At 48.6% G+C, this 21,696-nt stretch carries 19 protein-coding genes; 9 read left to right on the top strand and 10 right to left on the bottom strand.

Going from position 1 to position 21,696, the window contains the following annotated elements; all coding sequences use genetic code 11:
• Positions 1–50 precede the first annotated feature (50 nt).
• Positions 51–1,325, top strand: a complete 1,275-nt coding sequence (locus tag KFE96_RS02435) for a tetratricopeptide repeat protein (RefSeq protein WP_255834429.1) — start codon at positions 51–53, stop codon at positions 1,323–1,325.
• On the opposite strand, the gene KFE96_RS02430 is transcribed toward KFE96_RS02435, so the two are convergent.
• Entirely contained in the window at positions 1,322–1,606 is a 285-nt protein-coding gene (locus KFE96_RS02430; RefSeq protein WP_255834428.1) for a hypothetical protein, read from the bottom strand. The two genes, KFE96_RS02435 and KFE96_RS02430, sit on opposite strands and share 4 nt — an antisense overlap.
• Positions 1,607–1,714: 108 nt before the next feature.
• On the opposite strand from KFE96_RS02430, the gene KFE96_RS02425 reads away from it, so the two are divergent.
• Entirely contained in the window at positions 1,715–2,821 is a 1,107-nt protein-coding gene (locus KFE96_RS02425; RefSeq protein WP_255834427.1) for a M50 family metallopeptidase, read from the top strand.
• Here the strand turns inward: KFE96_RS02425 and queG are convergent.
• The 4 genes from queG to KFE96_RS02405 form a co-directional block, all read right to left on the bottom strand.
• The gene (gene queG / locus KFE96_RS02420; RefSeq protein WP_255834426.1) at positions 2,818–3,855 is read right to left on the bottom strand and encodes a tRNA epoxyqueuosine(34) reductase QueG; all 1,038 of its coding nucleotides are present in this window, start codon (positions 3,853–3,855) and stop codon (positions 2,818–2,820) included. The two genes, KFE96_RS02425 and queG, sit on opposite strands and share 4 nt — an antisense overlap.
• Before the next feature lies 1 nt (position 3,856).
• On the bottom strand, positions 3,857–4,525 hold the full coding sequence (locus KFE96_RS02415; RefSeq protein WP_247019355.1) for a glutathione S-transferase family protein: 669 nt from the start codon (positions 4,523–4,525) through the stop codon (positions 3,857–3,859).
• A gap of 166 nt (positions 4,526–4,691) precedes the next feature.
• Complete coding sequence (gene gltB / locus KFE96_RS02410; protein ID WP_255834425.1) at positions 4,692–9,200, bottom strand: glutamate synthase large subunit; 4,509 nt, start codon at positions 9,198–9,200, stop codon at positions 4,692–4,694.
• Between the two features lie 14 nt (positions 9,201–9,214).
• The gene (locus KFE96_RS02405) at positions 9,215–10,642 is read right to left on the bottom strand and encodes an NAD(P)-dependent oxidoreductase (protein ID WP_255834424.1); all 1,428 of its coding nucleotides are present in this window, start codon (positions 10,640–10,642) and stop codon (positions 9,215–9,217) included.
• A gap of 338 nt (positions 10,643–10,980) precedes the next feature.
• Between KFE96_RS02405 and KFE96_RS02400 the strand changes: the two genes are divergently transcribed.
• Both KFE96_RS02400 and KFE96_RS02395 read left to right on the top strand, forming a co-directional pair.
• Complete coding sequence (locus tag KFE96_RS02400; protein ID WP_255834423.1) at positions 10,981–11,814, top strand: undecaprenyl-diphosphate phosphatase; 834 nt, start codon at positions 10,981–10,983, stop codon at positions 11,812–11,814.
• Positions 11,815–11,845: 31 nt separating this feature from the next.
• The gene (locus tag KFE96_RS02395; RefSeq protein WP_255834422.1) at positions 11,846–12,169 is read left to right on the top strand and encodes a hypothetical protein; all 324 of its coding nucleotides are present in this window, start codon (positions 11,846–11,848) and stop codon (positions 12,167–12,169) included.
• A 45-nt stretch (positions 12,170–12,214) separates the two neighbouring features.
• Here KFE96_RS02395 and KFE96_RS02390 read toward each other — a convergent pair whose 3' ends face one another.
• Together KFE96_RS02390 and KFE96_RS02385 are read right to left on the bottom strand one after the other, a co-directional pair.
• Entirely contained in the window at positions 12,215–13,153 is a 939-nt protein-coding gene (locus KFE96_RS02390; protein WP_255834421.1) for a DUF6782 family putative metallopeptidase, read from the bottom strand.
• Positions 13,154–13,307: 154 nt separating this feature from the next.
• On the bottom strand, positions 13,308–16,121 hold the full coding sequence (locus tag KFE96_RS02385; protein WP_255834420.1) for a phosphoenolpyruvate carboxylase: 2,814 nt from the start codon (positions 16,119–16,121) through the stop codon (positions 13,308–13,310).
• Positions 16,122–16,333: 212 nt separating this feature from the next.
• Here KFE96_RS02385 and KFE96_RS02380 point away from each other — a divergent pair, with 212 nt between their 5' ends.
• On the top strand, positions 16,334–16,690 hold the full coding sequence (locus KFE96_RS02380) for a YigZ family protein (protein ID WP_255834419.1): 357 nt from the start codon (positions 16,334–16,336) through the stop codon (positions 16,688–16,690).
• 32 nt (positions 16,691–16,722) lie between these two features.
• Positions 16,723–17,829 carry a class I SAM-dependent RNA methyltransferase gene (locus tag KFE96_RS02375; RefSeq protein WP_255834418.1) on the top strand — a complete coding sequence of 369 codons (1,107 nt, stop codon included), beginning with the start codon at positions 16,723–16,725 and terminating at the stop codon, positions 17,827–17,829.
• On the opposite strand, the gene KFE96_RS02370 is transcribed toward KFE96_RS02375, so the two are convergent.
• Both KFE96_RS02370 and KFE96_RS02365 read right to left on the bottom strand, forming a co-directional pair.
• Entirely contained in the window at positions 17,818–18,444 is a 627-nt protein-coding gene (locus tag KFE96_RS02370) for a class I SAM-dependent methyltransferase (protein WP_255834417.1), read from the bottom strand. The two genes, KFE96_RS02375 and KFE96_RS02370, sit on opposite strands and share 12 nt — an antisense overlap.
• Before the next feature lie 95 nt (positions 18,445–18,539).
• Positions 18,540–19,073 (bottom strand): MarR family winged helix-turn-helix transcriptional regulator, encoded by a 534-nt coding sequence (locus KFE96_RS02365; protein WP_255834416.1) that lies wholly within the window; start codon positions 19,071–19,073, stop codon positions 18,540–18,542.
• Between the two features lie 103 nt (positions 19,074–19,176).
• Here KFE96_RS02365 and KFE96_RS02360 point away from each other — a divergent pair, with 103 nt between their 5' ends.
• From KFE96_RS02360 to KFE96_RS02350, 3 genes are all read left to right on the top strand, one after another.
• Positions 19,177–19,896: a hypothetical protein gene (locus KFE96_RS02360; RefSeq protein ID WP_255834415.1), complete on the top strand. Its 720-nt coding sequence runs from the start codon at positions 19,177–19,179 to the stop codon at positions 19,894–19,896.
• A gap of 183 nt (positions 19,897–20,079) precedes the next feature.
• Positions 20,080–20,319: a hexameric tyrosine-coordinated heme protein gene (locus KFE96_RS02355; protein ID WP_247019381.1), complete on the top strand. Its 240-nt coding sequence runs from the start codon at positions 20,080–20,082 to the stop codon at positions 20,317–20,319.
• A gap of 1 nt (position 20,320) precedes the next feature.
• Positions 20,321–20,854, top strand: coding sequence for a redoxin family protein (locus tag KFE96_RS02350; protein ID WP_255834414.1), 534 nt, complete (start codon positions 20,321–20,323; stop codon positions 20,852–20,854).
• A gap of 38 nt (positions 20,855–20,892) precedes the next feature.
• Here KFE96_RS02350 and KFE96_RS02345 read toward each other — a convergent pair whose 3' ends face one another.
• Entirely contained in the window at positions 20,893–21,687 is a 795-nt protein-coding gene (locus KFE96_RS02345; protein ID WP_255834413.1) for a thioesterase family protein, read from the bottom strand.
• Between the last annotated feature and the right edge of the window lie 9 nt (positions 21,688–21,696).

Genomic DNA, 21,696 nt, shown 5'->3' with positions numbered 1-21,696 from the left:
TTTATCTAAGGTTTATTGCCTAAACGAATAACATGCCTAGTATGATGTTCATGAAACATCTGCTAGGCATTTTTATATCTTCTTCCATCGTGGCTGGCGCCGCGCTGGCTTCCGATTCCATTATCTATGAAACAGAGAAGGCTTTTGACCGCAGCCAGGCTCTTAGGGGCGAAGGCGTTGCGGCATTTCGCACCGGTAACGTGGAACTTGCGCTAGAAAAACTTCAAGCGGCGCTTAAAGAGCGACCAAATCACCCGGTTCTTCTTAACTACCTTGCATATATTGGTGCACAGCAAAGCGATGAGGCCTTAACAAAACAAGCGGCAGAAGGCTTTTTAAAAGTTGGGCTACAACCTCCAGCAAACATTCTTGGCGCTATGGCAGAACGAACACCAGATAACAAAGCCCTGTATGATAAACTAGAGCAGTCCGGGGCCTCAAAAGGCAAGCCAGAAATTGCTTTTACCGTTGGTACCGAAGCTGGTTTGGTTGAAGGTGTGGCGATCAAAGATGCCTCGACTGCTTTCCTGTCTACTGTGGCAACTGGCACCATCTTTAAAAAGGAAAATGATACGCTCATTCCTTTCTTTAAAGCGACGGAATTAGGAGCCAGAAATTTCTTTGGTATTGCGTACAGTAAAAACACCGATAGCCTGTTTGCAACATACGCTACTCTTGATAATTACGAATGCGGAACAAATTGCCCCACTGGGGTAATTGAGCTTGATGCTACCACTGGCAAGCTACGCAGAAATGCCTTTATAAATTCAAATAAGAAACAGCCACACCAAATTGCAGATATCTTCATAGGGCCTGATGATGAGGTTCTTTTAAGCGATGCCCAAGGTAAAGCCGTTTATAAGCTGAAAGACAACAAGCTTGACGAGATAGAAGCCCTCCCAACTAGTATGAGCCCACAAGGTATTGTGAAACTGGGTAATGGTGACATTCTTGTTGCAGATTATGGACGGGGTATCTGGCTTCTGAAAAATGGTAAAAAGCAATTACTCGGCACACCCGATAATTTGATGCTGATTGGCCTTGATGGTCTGTATCTTAAGAACGGTGAACTGATTGCGATCCAGAACGGTACCAACCCAAACCGCATTTTATCACTCACTCTTGCAAATGACCTTAGCCATATCAAAAGCTATGAAGTTATGGTGCAAGGATCAGAGATCATGACGGAGCCCACATTAGGTACATTCTACAAAGATAGCTTCTATTTCGTCGGCAACAGCCAATGGGCCAAATACCCGAACGGACACAATATCAAAGAAGGTATGCAACAAGAACCAACGAACATCGCCAAGATTAAATATTAATTTGCAACAACATCAAAAGTTGTGCCGCGCAATATATGTGAATATTCAGCGATATTGATAGGGTAACCTATACGAAAAAAGAAGGGAGAGTATGTTTCAACCCACATGCTTTCCCCTGTGGGCATTTTAACCTGAATACACCGAAGCCCATTACTGTCTTCTACATCTTCAAGAGCTATTACCTCAGCTTTAACGGTTACAACAAGTTTAGGCGGCAGGTTATAGAAATAAAAATAGGCGAGAACCCCCAGAAACACAGCAAAACCGATAATCCTCAGCACTAGCCCCTCTCCCTCCACTCACTCTCAAAAGTTTGTGTAATACAATATTTGCTTTCCTTTAAGCTTCTGGGTTAACTGAAATGGGAGGACGAGTCATTGAATAAAATCGTGAAATCAATACTTAAACTAAGCGCCTTTGCGGTAGTAGGTGCTGTTATCGGAGCAAGTGCCGCCGCTTTTACGGATTTCCAAATGCCTGATCTGGGATTAAGTAAAACGGTTACAGTTATTTCGTTAATTCTGGCGATACCAATCGGTTTATTCATCTCTATTTTGTTTCACGAACTCGGCCATATGCTTTTTGGAGTGCTGGCTGGAATGAAAGCTCATGCATTTATCGTAGGCCCCTTTCAGTGGACCTTCGAAGACAACAGGCGCCTGCCATCATTTGAGTTAACAGCAAGCTTCAATGGCGGCATGGCGCTCTGCAAACCCTCCAGCCCTGATGCACCTGCCCGAGAATTTACACTGTTGATCATTGGCGGACCTGTTGCCTCTTTCCTGTTAACCGGGATTTGCATATTGGCTCTTCCTTATACAGATCCGGTCACAACGATATTCCTTGGTATGACCGCTGGTATTTCGTTCTTCCTCGGAACTGTGAATCTTTACCCGCAAACCATCGGCAACCTTCATACAGATGGAGGCAGGCTTTTAATCAACCTCAAAGGCGGGAAGAAAGCTGCGGAAATGAACGCTCAAGTCCAGATGTCCAGCTATCTGTTTACGCCGGGATCACCAAAGGATTGGCCTGAAACGCTCATTAAAACATTACAAAACGCGGAAGAGCACAGCCCTGAATGGTTGGCCGGGCAATATTATGGTTATACTTTATCGGTACTTAACCAAAATTGGGAAGAGGCCCGCACATACCTGGACAAACTTTTGGAAAAAATAGAGGACAGGCCAGCCTACGAACAGGTTTCTTACCAACAAGAAGAGGGGCTTTTTCTTGCCATCAGTACATTCGATTTTGAAGCGGCAAAGGCGAAACTGAATCTGAGAGAGAAAACGCTCTTCACATCAAAGCATACCAAAGAAATCTATCAAGCTATTCACTACGTTGCAGATGCTAATTATGAAGATGCTCTATTAAGCTTGCAAAAAGCTGAAGATTTAATTCCTCAAGGCCACTTTAAAGGTTTGAAGGAGCTTTCAGAAATAGAGATTAAGATCATTAGAGGGTATATTGAAGAACAACGAAAAGCTGCTTAGCTAAGTTCTTCCAAGGCCCACTGAGCTGCATCCACCACTTCTTCCGCATCATCCGCCAAGAGCGTTCTAACTTGAGGCAAATATGCTTTATTTGCGCTATTTCCAATGGCGTAAAGCACGTTGCGTACAAACCTGTCCCGCCCAATACGCTTAATTGGGCTACCGGAAAACACTTCCCTGAATGACTTGTCGTCTAAGCCAACTAAATCACCTAATTCGGGGGCATTAAGTTCCACACGAGCATGGAAAGCTGCTTCAGAAGAAGCTTGTGCAAACTTATTCCAGGGGCATGCAGCCAAACAATCATCACAGCCATAAATGCGGTTGCCCATCGGTTTGCGGAATTCTTCGGGAATGGGCCCTTTATGCTCAATCGTCAGGTAACTGATACAGCGGGCGGCATCCAGTTCGTAAGGTTGCGGGAAAGCATCTGTCGGGCATGCAGCAATGCAGGCAGAACAACTACCACACTGATCTCTGTGAGGATTATCTGCTGGCAATTCCATATCGGTGTAGATAGCCCCAAGAAACACCCAGCTACCAAACTCTGGCGATACCATATTAGTGTGCTTACCTTGCCAGCCAAGGCCCGCAGCCGCAGCCAGAGGCTTTTCCGGCACCGGGGCCGTATCTACAAACACTTTTAAATCACAGTTAAATTCTGGCACAATCCAGCGTGCAAAAGCCTTCAACCGCTTCTTTACCAGATCATGATAGTCCTTGCCGCGCGCATAAACAGAGATGTTTGCACGATCTTTCTTGTCCAAAAGTAAACGCGGATCATCTTTTGGTCCATAATTGACCGCCAACATGATAACCGATTTAGCTTCTGGCCACAGATTTTGCGGATGCTCACGCTGATGTATACGTTCCGCCATCCACTCCATAGAAGCATAGCGTTTCAGTTCAACGAACTTTCTAAAACCCGCAACGATTTGCTCAGAAGTGGCTGCCTCCGTGATCCCGAATTGATCAAAGCCCAGCTCAAATGCTTTTGCTTCAAGCCGCTCGCGGATATCTGCATCCGCCGGCATATCAGAAATCCAGTTCGGAATAATGCTCAGCAGGCGCTAAGCCATTGATTTTATCAGATAAAAGTGAGCGAACAGACCGGCGACACTTCACGCGCATATACCATTCTTTTACCTGCGGCCATTCCTGCCAATAGATATTACCAAAATAATCAGCCACAGAGATATGCGCCGCTGCTGCCGCATCCGCCATGGTGAACTGGCTACCGGCTAGATAATGCCTGCGCTCCACAAGGAACGAAACATATTTCAGGTGGGTTTTGAGGTTATGGGCCGCACAGCGAATTGCCTGCGAATCTGGCTCGCCCATACCAAAGAAACGCTTATAGAGCTTTTCCTGCACCAAATGGCGCGTTACTTCAGAACCAAGCTTGGTATGAAACCAACCCACAAGCCGCCGGGTTTCATAGCGTTCATCAGCATCCCCAAACAGCATTGGTGGTTCAGGTACGATTTCTTCAAGGAATTCAGCGATTGCCATTACGCCCGAATAAGCTTTGCCGTCATCCATCACCAGAACTGGAACTTCACCAGCCGGGTTAAGTGCCAAAAACTGTGGCCTGCGCTCCCACTCTTTTTCAATACGCAACGTGAAATCAATGCGCTTTTCACTAAGAAGCACACGAACAAAACGGGCGGCAGGACTGAGCCAGTGATGATAAAGTACGGGCATAATCGGTATTTGTAATCAGTATGGATTAATAGAAACTAAAAGCAGTTTAGAACTAAAAATTCCAAAAGGAAATATCTAGTCGCCTGCTTTTGTTCTTAGCCCTATAAATACCGAAAAGAAAGCCCAGAAAATATGGAAAAGCCCGGAAAAACCGGGCTTCACACATTTATGCGATATTTGCCTCAGCGGCGCTATCATCCGTTACCGGATGGTCAAGTTTATCAATCATTTCTTTTGGTACCACCTGCCAGAAGTTCTGAAGCTTTGTTTCCCAGTTCGAAAGGATAGTTGCCCCCCAGCGGGAATGGGTCTCACGGGTATGCTCTTCAATGGCAGCCTTAAGATCAGCTTCCCAGTGAGCTGAAGACACGCGGTTATAAAGAAGACTTTCGGTATTAATGTGTTCTTCAAACTTTCCATCTTCATCATAAACAAAAGCCATACCACCTGTCATTCCGGCACCGAAATTATCTCCAACGGCACCAAGAATGATGGCTTTACCGCCTGTCATATATTCACAGCCGTTCGCCCCGCAGCCTTCAACTACTACAGTTGCGCCAGAGTTGCGCACAGCGAAACGCTCACCCGCCTGGCCTGCTGCAAACAGCTTTCCTGACGTAGCACCATAAAGAACCGTGTTACCGATGATGGTATTAGACTGCGAATTAAACGACGCCCGGTTTGACGGCCGTACAACAATAGTACCGCCAGAAAGACCTTTACCTACATAATCGTTGGCATCACCCGCCACTTCAATCTTAAGGCCCTGCACAGCAAACGCCCCAAGGGACTGCCCCGCGGAACCTCGCAGACGCACGGTTACATGATCAGGCTTCAAGCCTGTCATGCCAAAATGCTGAGTGATCTCGCTCGAGAAGCGGGTTCCAATAGCTCTGAGCGTGTTTTGCACACTGTAGGTAAGCTGCATCTTCTCACCTTTGCTGAATACAGCTTTCGCATCCTCAAGCATCTGGGCATCAAGCGTATCCGGCACTTCATTGCGGCCTTCAAGAGTGCAAATACTTTGGTGGTTCCTGCCACCTACCTGCACCAGAAGCGGGTTCAAATCCAGATCATCAAGGTGATCCGCACCGCGGCTTACCTGATGAAGGAGGTCCGTACGGCCGATGATATCATCCAGCTTCTCGACGCCAAGCTCAGCCAGAATTTCCCGAGTTTCCTCAGCGATAAAGCTAAAGAGATTCACTACTTTCTCTGGCGTACCATCAAACTTTGCACGCAATTTTTCATCTTGCGTACACACGCCAACCGGGCAGGTGTTTGAATGGCACTGGCGCACCATAATACAGCCCATTGCAACGAGCGAAGCTGTACCCACACCGTATTCTTCAGCGCCCAACATCGCGGCTATCACCACATCACGGCCTGTTTTAATTCCGCCATCTGTGCGCAATTTCACACGGTGACGCAACCCGTTCAGTGTCAGAACCTGGTTAACCTCTGCAAGGCCAATTTCCCACGGCGTACCAGCATATTTAATACTGGTTTGCGGGCTTGCACCTGTACCGCCATTATGGCCGGAAATCAGAATGACATCCGCATGCGCTTTCGCAACACCCGCTGCGATCGTACCAATCCCCGCGGAAGACACCAGCTTCACACACACCTGAGCGCGCGGGTTAATCTGCTTCAAATCATAAATCAGCTGCGCCAGATCTTCGATGGAATAAATATCGTGGTGCGGCGGCGGTGAAATAAGCGTTACGCCCGGTGTTGAATGCCGTAGTTTCGCAATCATCTCGGTTACTTTAAAGCCAGGCAACTGACCGCCCTCACCGGGTTTTGCACCTTGCGCTACTTTAATTTCAAGCTCTTCACAGGCATTCAGATACTCGGCTGTTACACCAAAACGACCGGAAGCAATCTGCTTAATAGGGCTGTTGGCGTTATCACCATTTTCATAAGGCGTATAACGTTTGCTATCCTCTCCGCCTTCACCGGAAACAGACTTGGCCCCGATACGGTTCATAGCAATAGCCAGCGTTTCATGCGCTTCTACTGAAAGCGCCCCAAGCGACATACCCGGCGTGATAAAACGTTTCCTGATCTGGGTGATAGATTCCACGGCATCAAGCGCTGCGCCTTCCTCTGGCCTACGGAAATCAAGCAGATCACGCAGGTTCACGGGCGGCATTGCGGCAAGGCCTTTTGAATAGGTCAGATACTTGGAATAATTATCTGACCCCACCGCGCTCTGAAGCAGGTGAATAAGCTGGCCATCATGGCTGTGCACTTCTTCACCACGGCGGAAGCGGTAAAGGCCACCAATTGGCAGAACCTGTTTGCTGCTTTCAAAGGCTTTCGCATGCTGCTCAAGTACTTTCTGCTGCACACCAGCCAGGCCAATACCGGAGATTTTTGTAGGCATCCCCGGGAAGAATTCAGCCACCAGTGAGCGAGACAGCCCTAGCGCCTCAAAATTATTACCGCCGCGATAGCTGGAGATAATGGAAATCCCCATCTTAGACATGATCTTTAGAAGACCTTGATCAATAGCTTCTGTAGCGCGCACCACACATTCAGTGAGATCATAATCACCAAACAGCCCTTTCGCTTGGCGCTCAGCAATCATATCCTGCGCAAGGTAAGCGTTCACAGTGGTCGCGCCTGCACCAATAAGCACAGCAAAATAATGTGGATCAAGGCATTCGGAGGAACGAACATTTAAACTTGTGAAAGTTCTAAGCCCTTCACCAACCAGATAGGTATGAAGGCCACCTGTCGCGAGAATCATCGGCACAGGCGCGCGTCCAGCACTGATGTTTTCATCTGTCAGGAACAAATGCCCCCGGCCTTCGCGCACTGCATCTTCTGCTTCACGGCGAATACGGTTCAGCGCTTCACGAAGTGCGCCCTGCCCGCCGTTTACATCAAATGTACAGTCAATTACCTCAGCTTCATCACCAAAATGAGAAATCAGCGTTTTCCATTCACGGTTCGAAACCACAGGGCTATCAAGTACAATTGCACCCGCTTGCGTATGGCCTTCATCAAGCACGTTGGCAAAGTTACCAAAGCGAGTTTTAAGGCTCATCACCCGGCTTTCGCGCAAACTATCAATCGGCGGATTGGTTACCTGTGAAAAATTCTGGCGGAAATAATGTGAAAGGTTCCGGTACTGGCTTGAAAGAACCGCAAGCGGGGTATCATCCCCCATTGAACCAATAGCTTCCTTGGCTGTCATCACCTGCGGCTGGAGAATCAGCTCAAGATCTTCATGGGTAAAACCAGCGGCAATTTGCCTGCGGCGCAAGTCTTCCCCCTCATAAGACGGGAATTCTTCACCGCGGTAGCCCGGCAGATCATCAATTCCCAGAAGGTCATTTACCCAATCCTCAAACGGCTGTGATGCGGCAAGCTCATCCTTAACCTCACCGTCATGATAGAACTTACCTTCCTGAAGATCAAGCGCCACCATCTGCCCTGGGCCAAGGCGGCCTTTCTCTAGCACATCATCTTCATCCACAACAACCATACCGGTTTCCGAACCAACGATAAGGAAGCCATCTTTAGTTACCGTAAAGCGCATTGGGCGTAGGCCATTCCGGTCCACCGCCGCCATAATCCAGCGGCCGTCTGTAGCTGCAAGGGCGGCCGGGCCATCCCACGGCTCCATCACACTGTTGGTGTAGGCATACATATCCCGGTGGGCTTTCGGCATGCTTTCCTTGTTAGACCATGCCTCCGGTACAAGCATGGTTTTTGCCATCGGCGCATTCCGGCCCGCGCGCACCATCACTTCAAACACCGCGTCAAGAGCCGCACTATCTGAAGCACCCTTTGGTACCACTGGCTTGATATCTTCAGAACTATCGCCAAAAGCGATAGACGCCATCCTGATCTGGTGGCTTTTCATCCAGTTCACATTACCGCGAATGGTATTGATCTCACCGTTATGAGCAAGCATGCGGAACGGCTGCGCAAGCCACCACTGCGGGAAGGTATTCGTTGAATAGCGCTGGTGATAAATCGCGTAGCTGGACGTATATTTCTCATCCTGCAGATCAGGATAGAAAACAGATAACTGCTCGGCGAGGAACAGGCCTTTATAAATCACATTCCGGCAGGAAAGCGAACACATGTAGAAATCACCTACCTGTGCTGCCACCACCGCACGTTCAATCCGGCGGCGGATGATATAAAGCTCACGCTCAAAAGTTTCATCATCCACGCCTTTAGAATTAGCGATCATGATTTGTTCGATTTCAGGTCGGGTTGCTTCTGCTTTCTCACCGATCACAGAAATATCCACCGGCACCTGACGCCAGCCGTAAATTGTATATCCGAACTTCAGGATTTCTGTTTCTACGATTGTGCGGCACGTTTCCTGCGCAGAAAGATCAACCCTCGGCAGGAAAGCCATACCAACAGCTAGGCGACCAGCAGATGGCTCATGGCCTGTGGCACGCACATGCTCCTTGAAAAATTCCTGCGGGATTTCAAGCATAATGCCTGCGCCGTCACCGGTTTTACCGTCAGCATCAACCGCACCCCGGTGCCAGATAGCACGAAGCGCTTCAATACCGCGTAAAACAACGTCGCGAGAAGCTTTTCCATCCATCGCGGCAACAAGACCAACACCACAGCTGCTGTGCTCATCTTCTGGGTTATAAAGCCCGATTGGGCCCGGAACATGTTCATTATAACTATTCATTGTCTGGCCCTCGATTATGCTGCGTCTTGCTGTTTTGCAGTGAGATAGGATTTGATATTTTCAGCGGCATCACGGCCATCACGGATCGCCCACACCACAAGAGATGCACCGCGCACAATATCACCGGCCGCAAACACACCCGGCAGGTTGGTCATCATGGATGCATGATCAACGGTTACCGTGCCCCAGCGGGTTACCCGCAACTCCGGCGATCCAAAGAGCGCTGGCAGATCTTCAGGCTCAAACCCAAGAGCCAGGATCGCAAGATCACAATCAATATTGAAAGTACTATCTGGCACAGGCTCAGGTGCTTGTCTGCCTGTGGCATCCGGCGCGCCGAGACGCATACGGTATGCCCTAACGGCTTCAACATTTTCACCGCCAAGGAAAGCTTCAGGGCCGCAAAGCCACTCAAATTCCACACCTTCTTCCTCGGCGTTTTGCACTTCGCGCACACTGCCCGGCATATTTGCACGGTCACGGCGGTATAGGCATTTTACTGATTTCGCCCCCTGGCGCACGGCAGTACGCACACAGTCCATCGCCGTATCACCACCACCAATTACCACAACGTTTTTGCCTTCTGCGTTTAAAGCACCGCTTTCATATTCCGGCACACTGTCGCCAAAACCAACTTTGTTGGAGGCAGTGAGATAATCAAGCGCTTCCCGAATATTACCAAGGCCAACACCCGGAGCCTTCAAGCCGCGCGCGCGGTAAACACCGGTAGCGATCAAAAGCGCATCATGTTTCTCGCGAAGTTCAGAAAGCGTTGCTTCCCGGCCAATTTCATAATCGAGATGGAAGGTAATGCCTGATTGCTCTAACCGCCCTGTTCTGCGACCAACCACATCTTTTTCAAGCTTGAAACCCGGGATGCCGTATACCAGCAAACCACCGGCACGGTCATGTCTGTCATAGATGTGCACCTGAAAACCATCTTTTCTGAGCTCTTCAGCGGCAGCGAGACCAGCAGGGCCAGCGCCAATAATGCCGATGCTTTCTTTGCGTTCAGCCGCTGGTGCGATTGGCTTGATCCAACCGTTTTCCCAAGCGGTATCTGCAATATATTTCTCGACACTGCCGATGGTAACACTGTCAAAATCCTTCTCAATAACGCAGTTACCTTCACAGAGGCGGTCTTGTGGGCAAATACGGCCGCAGATTTCAGGCATATTGTTTGTGCTGGATGCCATTTCGTATGCATCCTCAAGGCGGCCTTCCGCGGTGAGACGCAACCAATCAGGAATGTTATTCCCGAGCGGACAATGGATATGACAGAAAGGCACGCCACACTGGGAACAACGGCTCGCCTGTTCTTTCGCGCCTTCCGTATCAAACTCATCATAAATTTCATCAAAATCAGCTTTACGATCACCTGCCGTGCGCTTGGTTGGCATCTGTTGGTCAATCGAAACAAATTTTAAAAGGTCGTCGGCCATGATCATCCCTTTTCCTGACAGTCACGAAAGGGCGCTCGGCCATAAGATGGAACATCTTTCAAGGTCGGCTGAAATGGCGCCACAGTTTCGTGAAATAATCGTGCTTACGAATCTATTTGTACGCACTATATGTTCAATTCTTGGAAATATCACTAAAAAAATAGCATATAGGTCAATATAGCTGACCAATTAAAACCTACATCATTGGTTTCCAATAGCTTGTTAAGGAAAAATTAGGCATTTTTAGTACCGAATTGATACTAAATTGTCCCTCGCACGAGAAATCAAGGCCTGATATATGTGGTTTTATTCTTTTAATCCTTACTCAGGAGCCTAGCGTGACCGCCCTTCAGCTCTTTATTCTTGCCCTCGTTCAAGGCATTACAGAATTCCTGCCGATCAGCTCCTCCGGGCATTTGATTTTAATCCCCGCCCTCACAGGCTGGGCTGATCAGGGTGCAATGATGGATGTGGCTGTGCATGTAGGCACGCTCACCGCTGTGCTTCTCTATTTCAGGCAGGATACAAAGGGCCTTACGCTCGCCGGGCTTGGCAGTATCGGGATCGCCCCCGCCCGCCGTGCTGTTGAAGGCACACTTTATATGAAGCTGTTCTGGGGGCTGATTATCGGCACCATCCCAATGGTGATTGTCGGCGGCCTGATGGTAGCCACAGGCGTGAATGATATGCTGCGCACTGCAGAGGTGATCGCCTTCACTTCTATCTTCTTTGGTATCCTTCTTTATATCGCAGACAAAAAGGGAGCGACTGAGAAAACCATGGAGCGCATGGCAATTAAACCTGCACTGATGATTGGTGTTGCACAGGTTTTTGCGCTTATCCCCGGCACCAGCCGCGCTGGTGTTACCATGACGATGGCCCGCTATCTGGGCTTCACTCGGCAGGAAGCAGCTCGCTTTTCCATGCTGCTTTCCATTCCTGCGATTATCGCATCAGGTGCCGCAACAGCCCTTGATGCGTTTGAAGAAACAAGCAGCCAGCAATGGATTGATGCAGGGATTGCCGCAGGCCTCGCGTGCCTCACGGCCCTCGCCGCTATCCATTTCCTGATGAAATGGTTAGAGCGCGCCAACATGACCATCTTTGTGGTCTACCGTGTTCTCCTCGGTATTATCCTGTTCGGGCTTATTGGCGCGGGTTATATTGGTTGATGAAAAATGAAAATGCCCAAGAACAAACAACATGAACAAGCTAAAAACCGATAAACACTTCATTCGCCTCACAATACCAATCATACGCACCCACTGGGTTTACTATGACCCTATTGGAGTTTTCACTGATCCAGATAGTGATTGGCCACAAGATGAATACGATGGGTATTTAGGCCAAACTTATTCTTTTTTGGTTAATCAAAACTATGCTGGCTTAGAGGCATATGTGGAATATGTCGTTAAAGATCATATGGGCCTAAACTATGAAAGAAAGCGAGCACTTTTATTCATAACTGAATTAAAAAAGTGGTGGGAAGAGTACATAGAAGAAAAAACTTCTCAAGCTAAAGGGTAGCGTCGAACCTATCGATACTATTCTAGAACAAAATCCCTATCTAGCCTAATTGTTGTAGATCCACATATTCTCTGAAATACCGTGCTTTATGATTTTTAAAGCAATGTCGCTATGATCAAAAACACTATATGGCTTACCCGATAAAGGTATAGCATTACCTAACACCAAATACTCGGGGCGATCTTCTTCTGGCAGCGTAGCGAGAAGGTCATCCAAATTCACATGCCGTAGATAAGGTTTAATCTCCATAGCATCTTGCGTTGGTAGACTTTTTAGCATTCGCTCATAAGCCAGCAGGCCGCGTTTTTCATAGTAAGCCCGGTGAGAGCTTTGGTACCATCGGTCAAACGCACGGCGGGCAGCTTCAGGCTCAGACATAGTGACTATATCTGCTGCATATCCGCGTGCAAGCTTGCACCAATCAAGGGAAGATAGCGCTCCTTGCCATGCCGCATTATACCCCGCTTCCTTTAAGCGCCATGAAGCACGGATTGCTTCCACTTCTGCCATAGCTTCAAGGAAACAGGTAACGCGCACTCTGCTTTCAGCATCCAGCATGATAGGGATTTTACCCTCCACCTGCACAGGCCTGAGATAAAGACCGCGCTGATCCTGCCAGAAATGCATCAATTCATGGAGGAAGTAGTGAGCCTGTTGGACACCGCCATAACGGGCGCTGAAAGCAAACCGTGCCTTCAGTTTCCCTGCCGCCTTGAGCGCCTTTAAGGCTTCTGTTGGATCACCTTCTTTTTTGAGTTTGATGGTATGAGGAATATAGGCGCCGCTACGGCCGTAAAAACGGTGTTTGATATCATAACCGCCAGCTTCAAGTTCATCCACAATACAGCTGAAAAAAGCATCTTTCCGCACAAGGCCAAGCAGCCACTTGGTTTTTTCAGCACTCGGCATCAACACATACTGCATATAATGCTTCAGGCGTGATTTACCGTGAACGCTATATGGTAAATTTTCCGCGCGTAGCATAACCACCCATCACCTGCATTATTTCATCATGGGGAAAACCGTATGGGTTTAACCCGTTAATGTAAATGCCCAATGCTGGAAACCGGACAGTTCAGGCGGCACCCCTATGATACCGCCTAAATAGTTGATGTTTCATGTGAAACGCCAGAGCGTTTTAACCAAACGCACCTGCTTTCAGCGCTATTAAGCCACTGAGCGTAAGGACCAGATCATAGGCCTTTTCGATTTCATCGAAAATCTGGCTATGCACTTTGCCGTACCCCGATGATGCACCTGATTTATAGGTGGATTCTTCACCAAATACATCGTCATCACTTTGTGGTGGCGCTTCGGGGAAAATCTTCCTGAGCTGCTCAAGTGTATCCGGCACCTCAAGGTGCAGCATCTCAACAAGCAGTTCCTCAAGCGAGAAATCAAAACGCGTACTAAAGCGCGGAATTTCCATCGCCTTCATGAAGATATACTGGATAAGACCAATCCTGATCTGGTGAAATTCAAACAGTTCGCTATCAACACCTTCATCAAGAATAGTGAGGGCCGCATCATCAGTGAGGCAATCCGTAAGCATGCCCGCATCCCGGCGGAGATCACGGATACAGGCATCCACCGTATCGCTTTCAAAAAGCCCTTCCATAATGCCAGACAAGCGGCGGAGCTGTTCCCGCTGTTTCCCAGAGTCTGTTTCATCGCAGCGGTCAAGCCAGTAACCGGGGCTGAGGAGTTTGGCATAAGCTTCAATCACCCCCACATCCGAGCGCGCGAGCGCATTGAGCGCCATATTGGTGATCATCTGCAGACGATTACTTTCACCGCGAATACGGTTGAATTTATCAGGCGAGAGACCGATGGCCGTGCCGAGCCCTGCGCAGCTGTTTGCCAGATAACCAAGCTGCTGCAACACCGCATTATGCGGGATCGCCCTAATCTGCGAGATACGCTCAAGCCGCTGATGCACCGCGCCACCGCTTTGGCGGCGAAGAGACCGCGAACCGGTTGGGAACAAAAGGCTGCGACCAATGCTGTCAATCAGGCGTACATAGCCTTTATTATCCGTCAGCGTGTTTTGATATTCCACGAGTGTGAGGAAGAAATCCAGTGCCCAGCCCCGCTCTTCATAAAGCTTGTCGTCGTCAGCCGAATAACTGTCAAACCGCACTTCAAGAAAATCTGTAAGGGTTGCGAGCGCGGTTTCTTCTGCAAGGAACCAGAGAAAACCTTCACCACCTTGGAAGCTTACTTCATGCTTTTCTGCCTGCTTTAATTCAGACAACCACTGCCGCACCCGTGGTGGGTGCGTATATAGGAACCGCTTCTTCAGGCTTTCAGGGAACGCACCACGGCCAATAGATTCGCCGTGAGTATCAAAGAACAATAGCTGCACATCACCAAGCCCGCGCTGTTTCCAGAGCCGTACCACCCGTAGTTTGAAGCGCTCAATGGCAAGTGATGCCGCCGGTTGGCCGATATAACGCCCGGAATCAGAAAAACCAAGCTGGATACAGAAACGGCCCTGCTGCTTGATGTAAGCAAGGAAATGCGGGTTATCCAGCACTTCAGCAATCACCCGGTCACCACGTTCAAGCCCAATGGCTGTTTCAAAAAGCGGGGAGATTTCTACGTGATCGTCCACGCCGAACAGCTTGGCATAATAAAGCGCCGTCAGAAGTGTGAAAGGTGTGTCGGATTCGGCCACCAGCATACGAATACGGGTTGCCGCATCAAAATGCTTCATAAACTGTGCCGCCAGCATAAACACCCGGCGCGCGGTTGTTTGCTCAGCAGCTAACGTGCCGTAGTGGATAGACTGTTCTTCAACGCTATCCAGCTTCTCTGTAACAGCTGCAAGGAAATGGCGGCGTACAGCACTTTGATCAGGCGCGTTGGTCATCTGTAGTTCATGGCCAATAGCATTATGAAGCTGCTGCGCATTCAGGCGGAAATGGATATGGGAAAGCCCCATGCCCACCGTACGCCATTCTGTATAAAGCGTGGCAGCAGCGCGCCACATATCATGCGGTAAATCTGTTTTGAGAAGGTCTTCAAACGCGCTGTTAATTGCATCCTTGGCCTTTTCCTTGCGAGACATGTTTTCCACCGCAAGCTGGTTCAGCTTCCCAAGCCCTGTGGGGCTTTCCTTATGGGCTTGCAGTGCTTGTTCGCCCGCTTCAAAACATTTACGGAGTTCCTGAAAACCTGCGGTTACGCGAGCGGCAGCATCAGCACCATCGCCACCGTAAGGAAGCGAACGACACAAGCTGAGGCATTCATCTAACCCCGCAAGTGCGGAGCGGTAACGGAAGATAAGCCCCAAAGACCAATCAATATCAGTACGGCCATCTAGATCAAACCCAACCCAACTGGCAACCGTCGCCACCCGTGGACGCAGGCTTTTATAATCATCCGGGTAAAGTTCAGCGGCGCGGTTAAAAACCACTTCATAGAAACGACGGATAGAACGGCGAATATTTGAAACAGCAACCCGCGCATACTCAAGCTCTTCATAAAGGGTTGGGGAGGTTTGCGGCTGCACACTATCAAGCGGCATATTTTCAGTGGCTTTTGCCGTATCCCCACCTTTTGCCAGCGCACAGAGATATTTCTCAGCATAAGCCCAGGCATCTGTTGAAAGCGAAAAAGTTGGATGCGCGGTTACTACAAGCCCAGCCACATCATCTTCGATTTTGGCTTTAAAAGCTTCAAAAGGCAGTTTAGCGCCCTTGTCATCCACACCAAGGCCATCGACCAGCGCTTCAAGGCGGGTAATATTTTTATCCGCCACCAGTTCTGTCCATTGGCTGGACATACGCTTTAGCCGATCATCGAGGCAGCGACGGCCCCGATCTTTCAAATCTGCAGATAAATCTGCGAGCGTTTTTTCCCCACCAATCAGGCCTGAAGCTAAGCCATACGCTGCTGATAAATGTTGTCTTCTTGTTTCGCCTTTAAGCAAAGTTGCCTGTTCAGCCATGGTCAATTCCTCAACTCAATTGCTGCTAATAAATGATGAACTTTATGGTGGGGCGTATTTGTGTTTTTTTATATGCCGCTCGTATAAATTATGTTGCGCAAAATAGCAAGTATTCAGCAACATAATTTCAAAATACTATCATAAAAATATCATTACAACCATCAAGCAAACGGAATTTGACACTCTTCCCGCCCCAGGCCTATAGATGCGCCATGCAGATTTTCGAAGGCATCATATCAGACCGCGGCTCTAAATATGCGGTATCAGGCGCACCGTGCAAAAACGCTGATGAAGCAAAAGCTTTTATCAAACAGCTTTGCCGTAAAAAGAAGTTTGCCAAAGCAACCCATAACACTTGGGGCCTCTTGTCCTCCGGTGAAGGGGCTATCAAAAATGATGACGGCGAAAGCGGCGCGGGCATGATTATTGTACGTATGCTGGAGCGGGAAGAACTGAAAGATCATATCATTGTGGTAACCCGCTGGTATGGCGGTAAGCATCTGGGTGGGGACCGTTTCCGCCATGTGCAGGATGCAGTTCACTATTATATAGAACATGCTTTCAGCTAGACGCTTCCCCAAAAAGCCTGTACCTAGGCGCCATGACTGCTGATTTAGAAATATTCCTCTCGACCGTACCGGGCTTAGAGAATGCGCTCCTCGCTGAAGCCCTGGAAAAAAACTTCACAGGTGCTGAAAAGACCAAGGGCGGTATTACCGTAAGCGGCGATTGGCCTGAAGTATGGCGCGCGAACCTGATGATGCGCGGCGCCAGCAAGGTTCTTGTGCGGCTTGGATCTTTCAAAGTTCAGCATCTGGCAAAGCTTGATAAGCAGGCACGCAAATTCCCGTGGGGGGATACATTACGCCCCGATGTGCCTGTACGTGTTGAAGTAAGCACGAAGAAATCCCGTATCTACCACTCTAAAGCTGCTGCAGAGCGGTTTGAAACGGCCATCCGCGAAGAACTTGGCGCTGAAATTTCACCAGATGCCGATCTGTGTATCAAAATACGAATCGTAAACGATATCTGCACTATCAGCCTTGATACATCTGGTGAAGGCCTCCACAAACGCGGCCACAAGGAAGCCGTGAACAAAGCACCTATGCGCGAAAATCTGGCTGCTCTTCTTTTAAGAGAATGCGGCTATGAAGGAACAGAACCTGTTGTTGACCCAATGTGCGGGTCGGGCACATTCGTGATTGAAGCTGCTGAAATTGCATCAGGCCTTGCGCCCGGAAGAACAAGAAGTTTTGCCTTTGAAAAGCTGGCAAGCTTCAACCAGGAAGCGTGGGAAGCGCTGAAGGCGCAAAACACAGCTGAAGAAACTAGCGTACGTTTTTACGGCTTCGACCGGGACTCTGGTGCCGTAAAAATGAGCGCCGCAAACGCCAAACGTGCGGGCGTAGAGGGCTTAACCGTTTTCACCAAACAAGCCATTAGCGAGCTTACCCCGACAGATGGCCCCAAAGGGCTGGTGATTATAAACCCACCTTACGGGGCGCGTATCGGTGATGTTAAAAAACTGCAGCCGCTTTATGAAACGCTTGGGAAAACCTTGAAAGCCGGTTTCAGAGGCTGGCGTATCGGCCTTGTTACCAACAATGATGACCTCGCCAAAGCATGCGGTTTGCCATTTAGGAAAAAGAAAACAGCTTTTTCACATGGCGGCATCCCGGTGAAGCTTTATTCCACGCTACGAATCTGATTTTTTCGCCACAATAAACAGCCCTTTATTTTTAGCGGGCTGCCAATCATAGAGAATCTCAAAGCCCGCAGCCTTCATGCTGGCTCTGAGCTCATCTGCCGAAAAGACTTTCACAAACGGCAACAACCGCAGCGCACGACCAACAGGCAGGATATATTTCATCCACGCCATGAAATCGGCAATACATGCTGTGCTGGTTATAAACACACCGCCGGGCTTTAGGGCAGCATGAGCTTTTGCCATCAGCGCCTCTTTATCTTCCACCAGATGCAAAAGACTAAGCGCTAAAACAGCATCCTTACTTTCAGACGCCACTTGCAGATCATCAGAATCCAGAACACGAAAATCAATATTATCTACACCTTCGCTTTCCGCCTTCGAGCGCGCGATGCTGATCATGTTTTCAGAGATATCCACCGCATCAATATGCTTTACATAAGGTGCATGTAAAACTGCTGTAGACCCAGTACCACAACCGATTTCCAGAAGTTCAGATTCAGGTGTGAAATATTCCCGGCTGATTTCCAGCTTTTTTTCGTATGCCGCTTCATCAGCAATAGGTGATTTGGAATATTTCGTTGCTATTCTATTCCAGAAAGATGCGGAATGAGCCATCTATTTCCCCTCTTATGGCAAGCGCGCCTTTAAAACATATGGAGAGGAAAAATCCAGCTACAAGCTAAACCTAGGTATAGTTCTCGTTATCTGTACTAATGAATATGTTCAGCACATATACGGTCAGCATCATCACCGGAAAGCGCCACTTTTAAAAGTCCGCAACCATGCTCTGGAAAGTCAGTGTGTTCTACCTGAAAATATTTACAAGTTTTGCAAGCGCCAAAGGCCTTGCCGCCACGTTTCTTGAGAGTATCCAAAAGCAGTTTTTCAAGCCCTGCTTCTAATTCAGCAGAAGTCTTATCTTGTGGCTGTACAAACTGCCGTACAGGATCTTCTTGAAGCAATTCGCCCCCTGCCCCCGTGAGGTTAATATGAATATTTCTCTTGTCCGTTGGGTCTGATGATTTTTCAATCAAACCTTTCCGTTCAAGCGCTGCAAGCGTTTGGGAAACAGTCCCTTTCGTCATGCCCAAATAGGCGGTAACTGCAGAAGGGGAGCGTGAAAACCGGTTCGCACGCCCAAGATAACGCAAGGCTTCCCACTGGGTAGGTTTCAAACCGTGGGTATGAGCATCATTCTGGAGCACTCGTCCAATACGTTCCAGAAGTATAGCAATATTATTCATTTCAATCATGCCACCATAGTATCGACTAAAAACTTTTCTTGCAAGCGGAAGATTTCCTGTGTATATCACATTTGTTTCGAGTCGATACCAATGGAGAAACCCAATGAAATATCTTGCTCTTACAGCCCTGTTTCTATCGCTTGCTGCCGAGCCTTCCTTTGCTCATGACATCGTGAGCAAGAAAGACAAAAGCAAAAAAGCCGCGTTCGACATCACCAAAGCCTCTGCCACCACTGATGGCAGGCTCGCCACCTTTATGATGGAAGTTGCTGGCACCGCCGGTAGTGAAAAACCAAAAGCAACTGGCCAGCTAAATGGTGCAAAGGTAGAAAGCTATGTTTGGCCAACAAGCCTTGACCCGGCAACCGTTGGGTTTGATCCCAAAAGCGGCATCTTAGCACTCGCCATCACCGCCCACCCTGATTTCGATGACACCCCCCTTTATGATGAAAATCAGGATGGTGACCCTGCAAATGACGGTAAAGACTGGCATTCCCACTGGGTAGTCCTCACCAAGGATAGCAAATGCGGCGCTGGCCTAAAGGTGCGTGATGTATCCCCCGGTGTTGATATGCTTCCGGCTACCGCCCCCATGCTTCCAATCGCGCTTGATAGCCCGGGCATGAGCCCAATTCTTACGGGAAGAACTGCAAAAATCACAGTGCCTGTGAAAGGTAGCGAAGGGATTTCTTTTGATGCGGTAACAGCTGAACTGCAAGTGAATACAAGCGCTGATACGCCGCTCTTATGCGTAACCGGTGTTCATGATGTAGCGTCTGGCGACTTATCAATGCCCGGCATCGTAATGGCTGAAAAGGAATAACATAGGTCCACTCTTCCTCCTCTCTGCTGGCAAGGTGACATTTCTGATAGTGTATAGACAGCTCTTCTGAATAAACCTCCGAATTGAAGGCATTTGATAACAGAGCCCACTTAGCTGATATCAGATGCTATTCAGAAGACGTCACCACCAGTGGAGAGGGGGTTCCCTTGTTGGAGAACCTCAATGAGCAATACACAAAACAGTTTCCCGCAAACACTTGTAACCACAACACCTGAAGAAGGGTTTAATCTGGCTATCAAACTTGCCCGTCTTGCTGTGCGTGCCACCCAACCTGACAAGAATAAACTTATGGCATTAAGGCCTGAGTATGCAGAAAATGCAGATAGCTTAATTGCCGCAAGCCATGTGGTTGCTATCCATTTTCAAACCATTGCTCAGGCAAACTGTCACTGGAAATATTAATATGAAAAAAGCACCAGAACTCGATGTAATCGAATGGCTCAACACCTCAGAGCCACTAAGCCTTCAGAAACTAAGAGGCAAGGTGGTGGTGATTGAAGCCTTTCAGATGCTTTGTCCAGGATGTGTTTCCCATAGCTTGCCTCAGGCTATAAAAATTACACAGCTTTTCCCGCAAAAAGATGTTCAGGTTATCGGCCTGCACACTGTGTTTGAACATCACGCTGCACAAGGTAGCCGTGAAGCGCTGGACGCCTTCATTCACGAGTATAAAATCCCGTTCCCTGTCGCAATTGACAGACAAACGGATAAACACCTGCCAGCAACCATGGAAATATACCAAATGCAAGGCACGCCGACCTTAATTCTTGTTGATAAGGAAGGCCGCTTAAGAAAACAGAAATTCGGTATGACAAGCGATATGCAAATTGGCGCTGAAATTATGTCGCTGATCGGTGAAAACTCTGCCCCTGAACCGGAAACAAAGAGCAGCCCACCACAGGCCGGAACATGCACAGACGAAGGTTGTTCCCTGTAATGTTTGAAGCCCACTGAATTTAGTGGGCTTCTATGTACTTACTCAAAATACACCATACATTGCCGTGAGATAGCACAGAGGTTGCCGTCTTCATCAAAAATACGGCCATCTTGCTGACTATAACCATTTGCCGCCGCCTCTAAGGTGTAATCCAGATACATCCAATCTGATGTTACCTCTTCCGGCGGTCGCACAAATTCAAGCGACCATGAAAGAGAGCTTACCCTCACAAGTTTCTTGAAATGAGACAGCATGATAGGTGGCGGCATATCTGCAAGCGCTACGATCCGCTCCTCAGGGTATGCACTCATATCTTCGGTATGCTTTACCCACATGCCGCAGCGACGATCTTCCATACCAGAAAGCGGGATGCCACCGCCTGTCCAGTGAATATCAAAATGCTTCAGAAAATTCGGGATACTGCCCATATTTTTCGGCATCAGCGGCACGCTTTCACGAGGCTCTGGTTTAAACTCAGATGCCTGCGGCACAAATTTGGCTTCCCGCGGCAGGCCAAAAGCTGCACTTGCATGAAGGTGTACACCGGAACCATCCGTCACATCAGCTGTCATCTGGGTAACAGATTTACCCTCTCTCAGCACACGCGGCACCACATTTGTGGGAGTGATAGGTGTAGGCCCAACAAAATTCACCAAAAGCGAACGCAAGGATTTGGGGTCTGACAGTTGCTTTTTCATGCCTGTAACCGCCATCGAGGCCACAAGACCACCAAAGGCAGCCCGCCCCTGCTGCCAGCTCGGAGACAGGTACGTTGACATATCTTCGTTTGTTTCAATGTCTTTCAAAATTTCCGTCAGCATCCGCTCAGACATGCATATTCC

Source organism: Kordiimonas sp. SCSIO 12603 (assembly GCF_024398035.1).
Classification (GTDB): domain Bacteria; phylum Pseudomonadota; class Alphaproteobacteria; order Sphingomonadales; family Kordiimonadaceae; genus Kordiimonas.
Note: the sequence above shows the minus strand (reverse complement) of the source record. Positions and strands in the feature narration are given on the sequence as shown.

What these genes read in the sequence shown, in the direction of transcription:
- KFE96_RS02435 (WP_255834429.1), top strand. Translation starts at nt 51, where the DNA reads ATGAAACATCTGCTAGGCATTTTTATATCTTCTTCCATCGTGGCTGGC.
- queG (WP_255834426.1), bottom strand. Translation starts at nt 3,855, where the DNA reads ATGCCGGCGGATGCAGATATCCGCGAGCGGCTTGAAGCAAAAGCATTT.
- KFE96_RS02415 (WP_247019355.1), bottom strand. Translation starts at nt 4,525, where the DNA reads ATGCCCGTACTTTATCATCACTGGCTCAGTCCTGCCGCCCGTTTTGTT.
- gltB (WP_255834425.1), bottom strand. Translation starts at nt 9,200, where the DNA reads ATGAATAGTTATAATGAACATGTTCCGGGCCCAATCGGGCTTTATAAC.
- KFE96_RS02405 (WP_255834424.1), bottom strand. Translation starts at nt 10,642, where the DNA reads ATGGCCGACGACCTTTTAAAATTTGTTTCGATTGACCAACAGATGCCA.
- KFE96_RS02395 (WP_255834422.1), top strand. Translation starts at nt 11,846, where the DNA reads ATGAACAAGCTAAAAACCGATAAACACTTCATTCGCCTCACAATACCA.
- KFE96_RS02390 (WP_255834421.1), bottom strand. Translation starts at nt 13,153, where the DNA reads ATGCTACGCGCGGAAAATTTACCATATAGCGTTCACGGTAAATCACGC.
- KFE96_RS02385 (WP_255834420.1), bottom strand. Translation starts at nt 16,121, where the DNA reads ATGGCTGAACAGGCAACTTTGCTTAAAGGCGAAACAAGAAGACAACAT.
- KFE96_RS02380 (WP_255834419.1), top strand. Translation starts at nt 16,334, where the DNA reads ATGCAGATTTTCGAAGGCATCATATCAGACCGCGGCTCTAAATATGCG.
- KFE96_RS02375 (WP_255834418.1), top strand. Translation starts at nt 16,723, where the DNA reads ATGACTGCTGATTTAGAAATATTCCTCTCGACCGTACCGGGCTTAGAG.
- KFE96_RS02370 (WP_255834417.1), bottom strand. Translation starts at nt 18,444, where the DNA reads ATGGCTCATTCCGCATCTTTCTGGAATAGAATAGCAACGAAATATTCC.
- KFE96_RS02365 (WP_255834416.1), bottom strand. Translation starts at nt 19,073, where the DNA reads ATGAATAATATTGCTATACTTCTGGAACGTATTGGACGAGTGCTCCAG.
- KFE96_RS02360 (WP_255834415.1), top strand. Translation starts at nt 19,177, where the DNA reads ATGAAATATCTTGCTCTTACAGCCCTGTTTCTATCGCTTGCTGCCGAG.
- KFE96_RS02355 (WP_247019381.1), top strand. Translation starts at nt 20,080, where the DNA reads ATGAGCAATACACAAAACAGTTTCCCGCAAACACTTGTAACCACAACA.
- KFE96_RS02350 (WP_255834414.1), top strand. Translation starts at nt 20,321, where the DNA reads ATGAAAAAAGCACCAGAACTCGATGTAATCGAATGGCTCAACACCTCA.
- KFE96_RS02345 (WP_255834413.1), bottom strand. Translation starts at nt 21,687, where the DNA reads ATGTCTGAGCGGATGCTGACGGAAATTTTGAAAGACATTGAAACAAAC.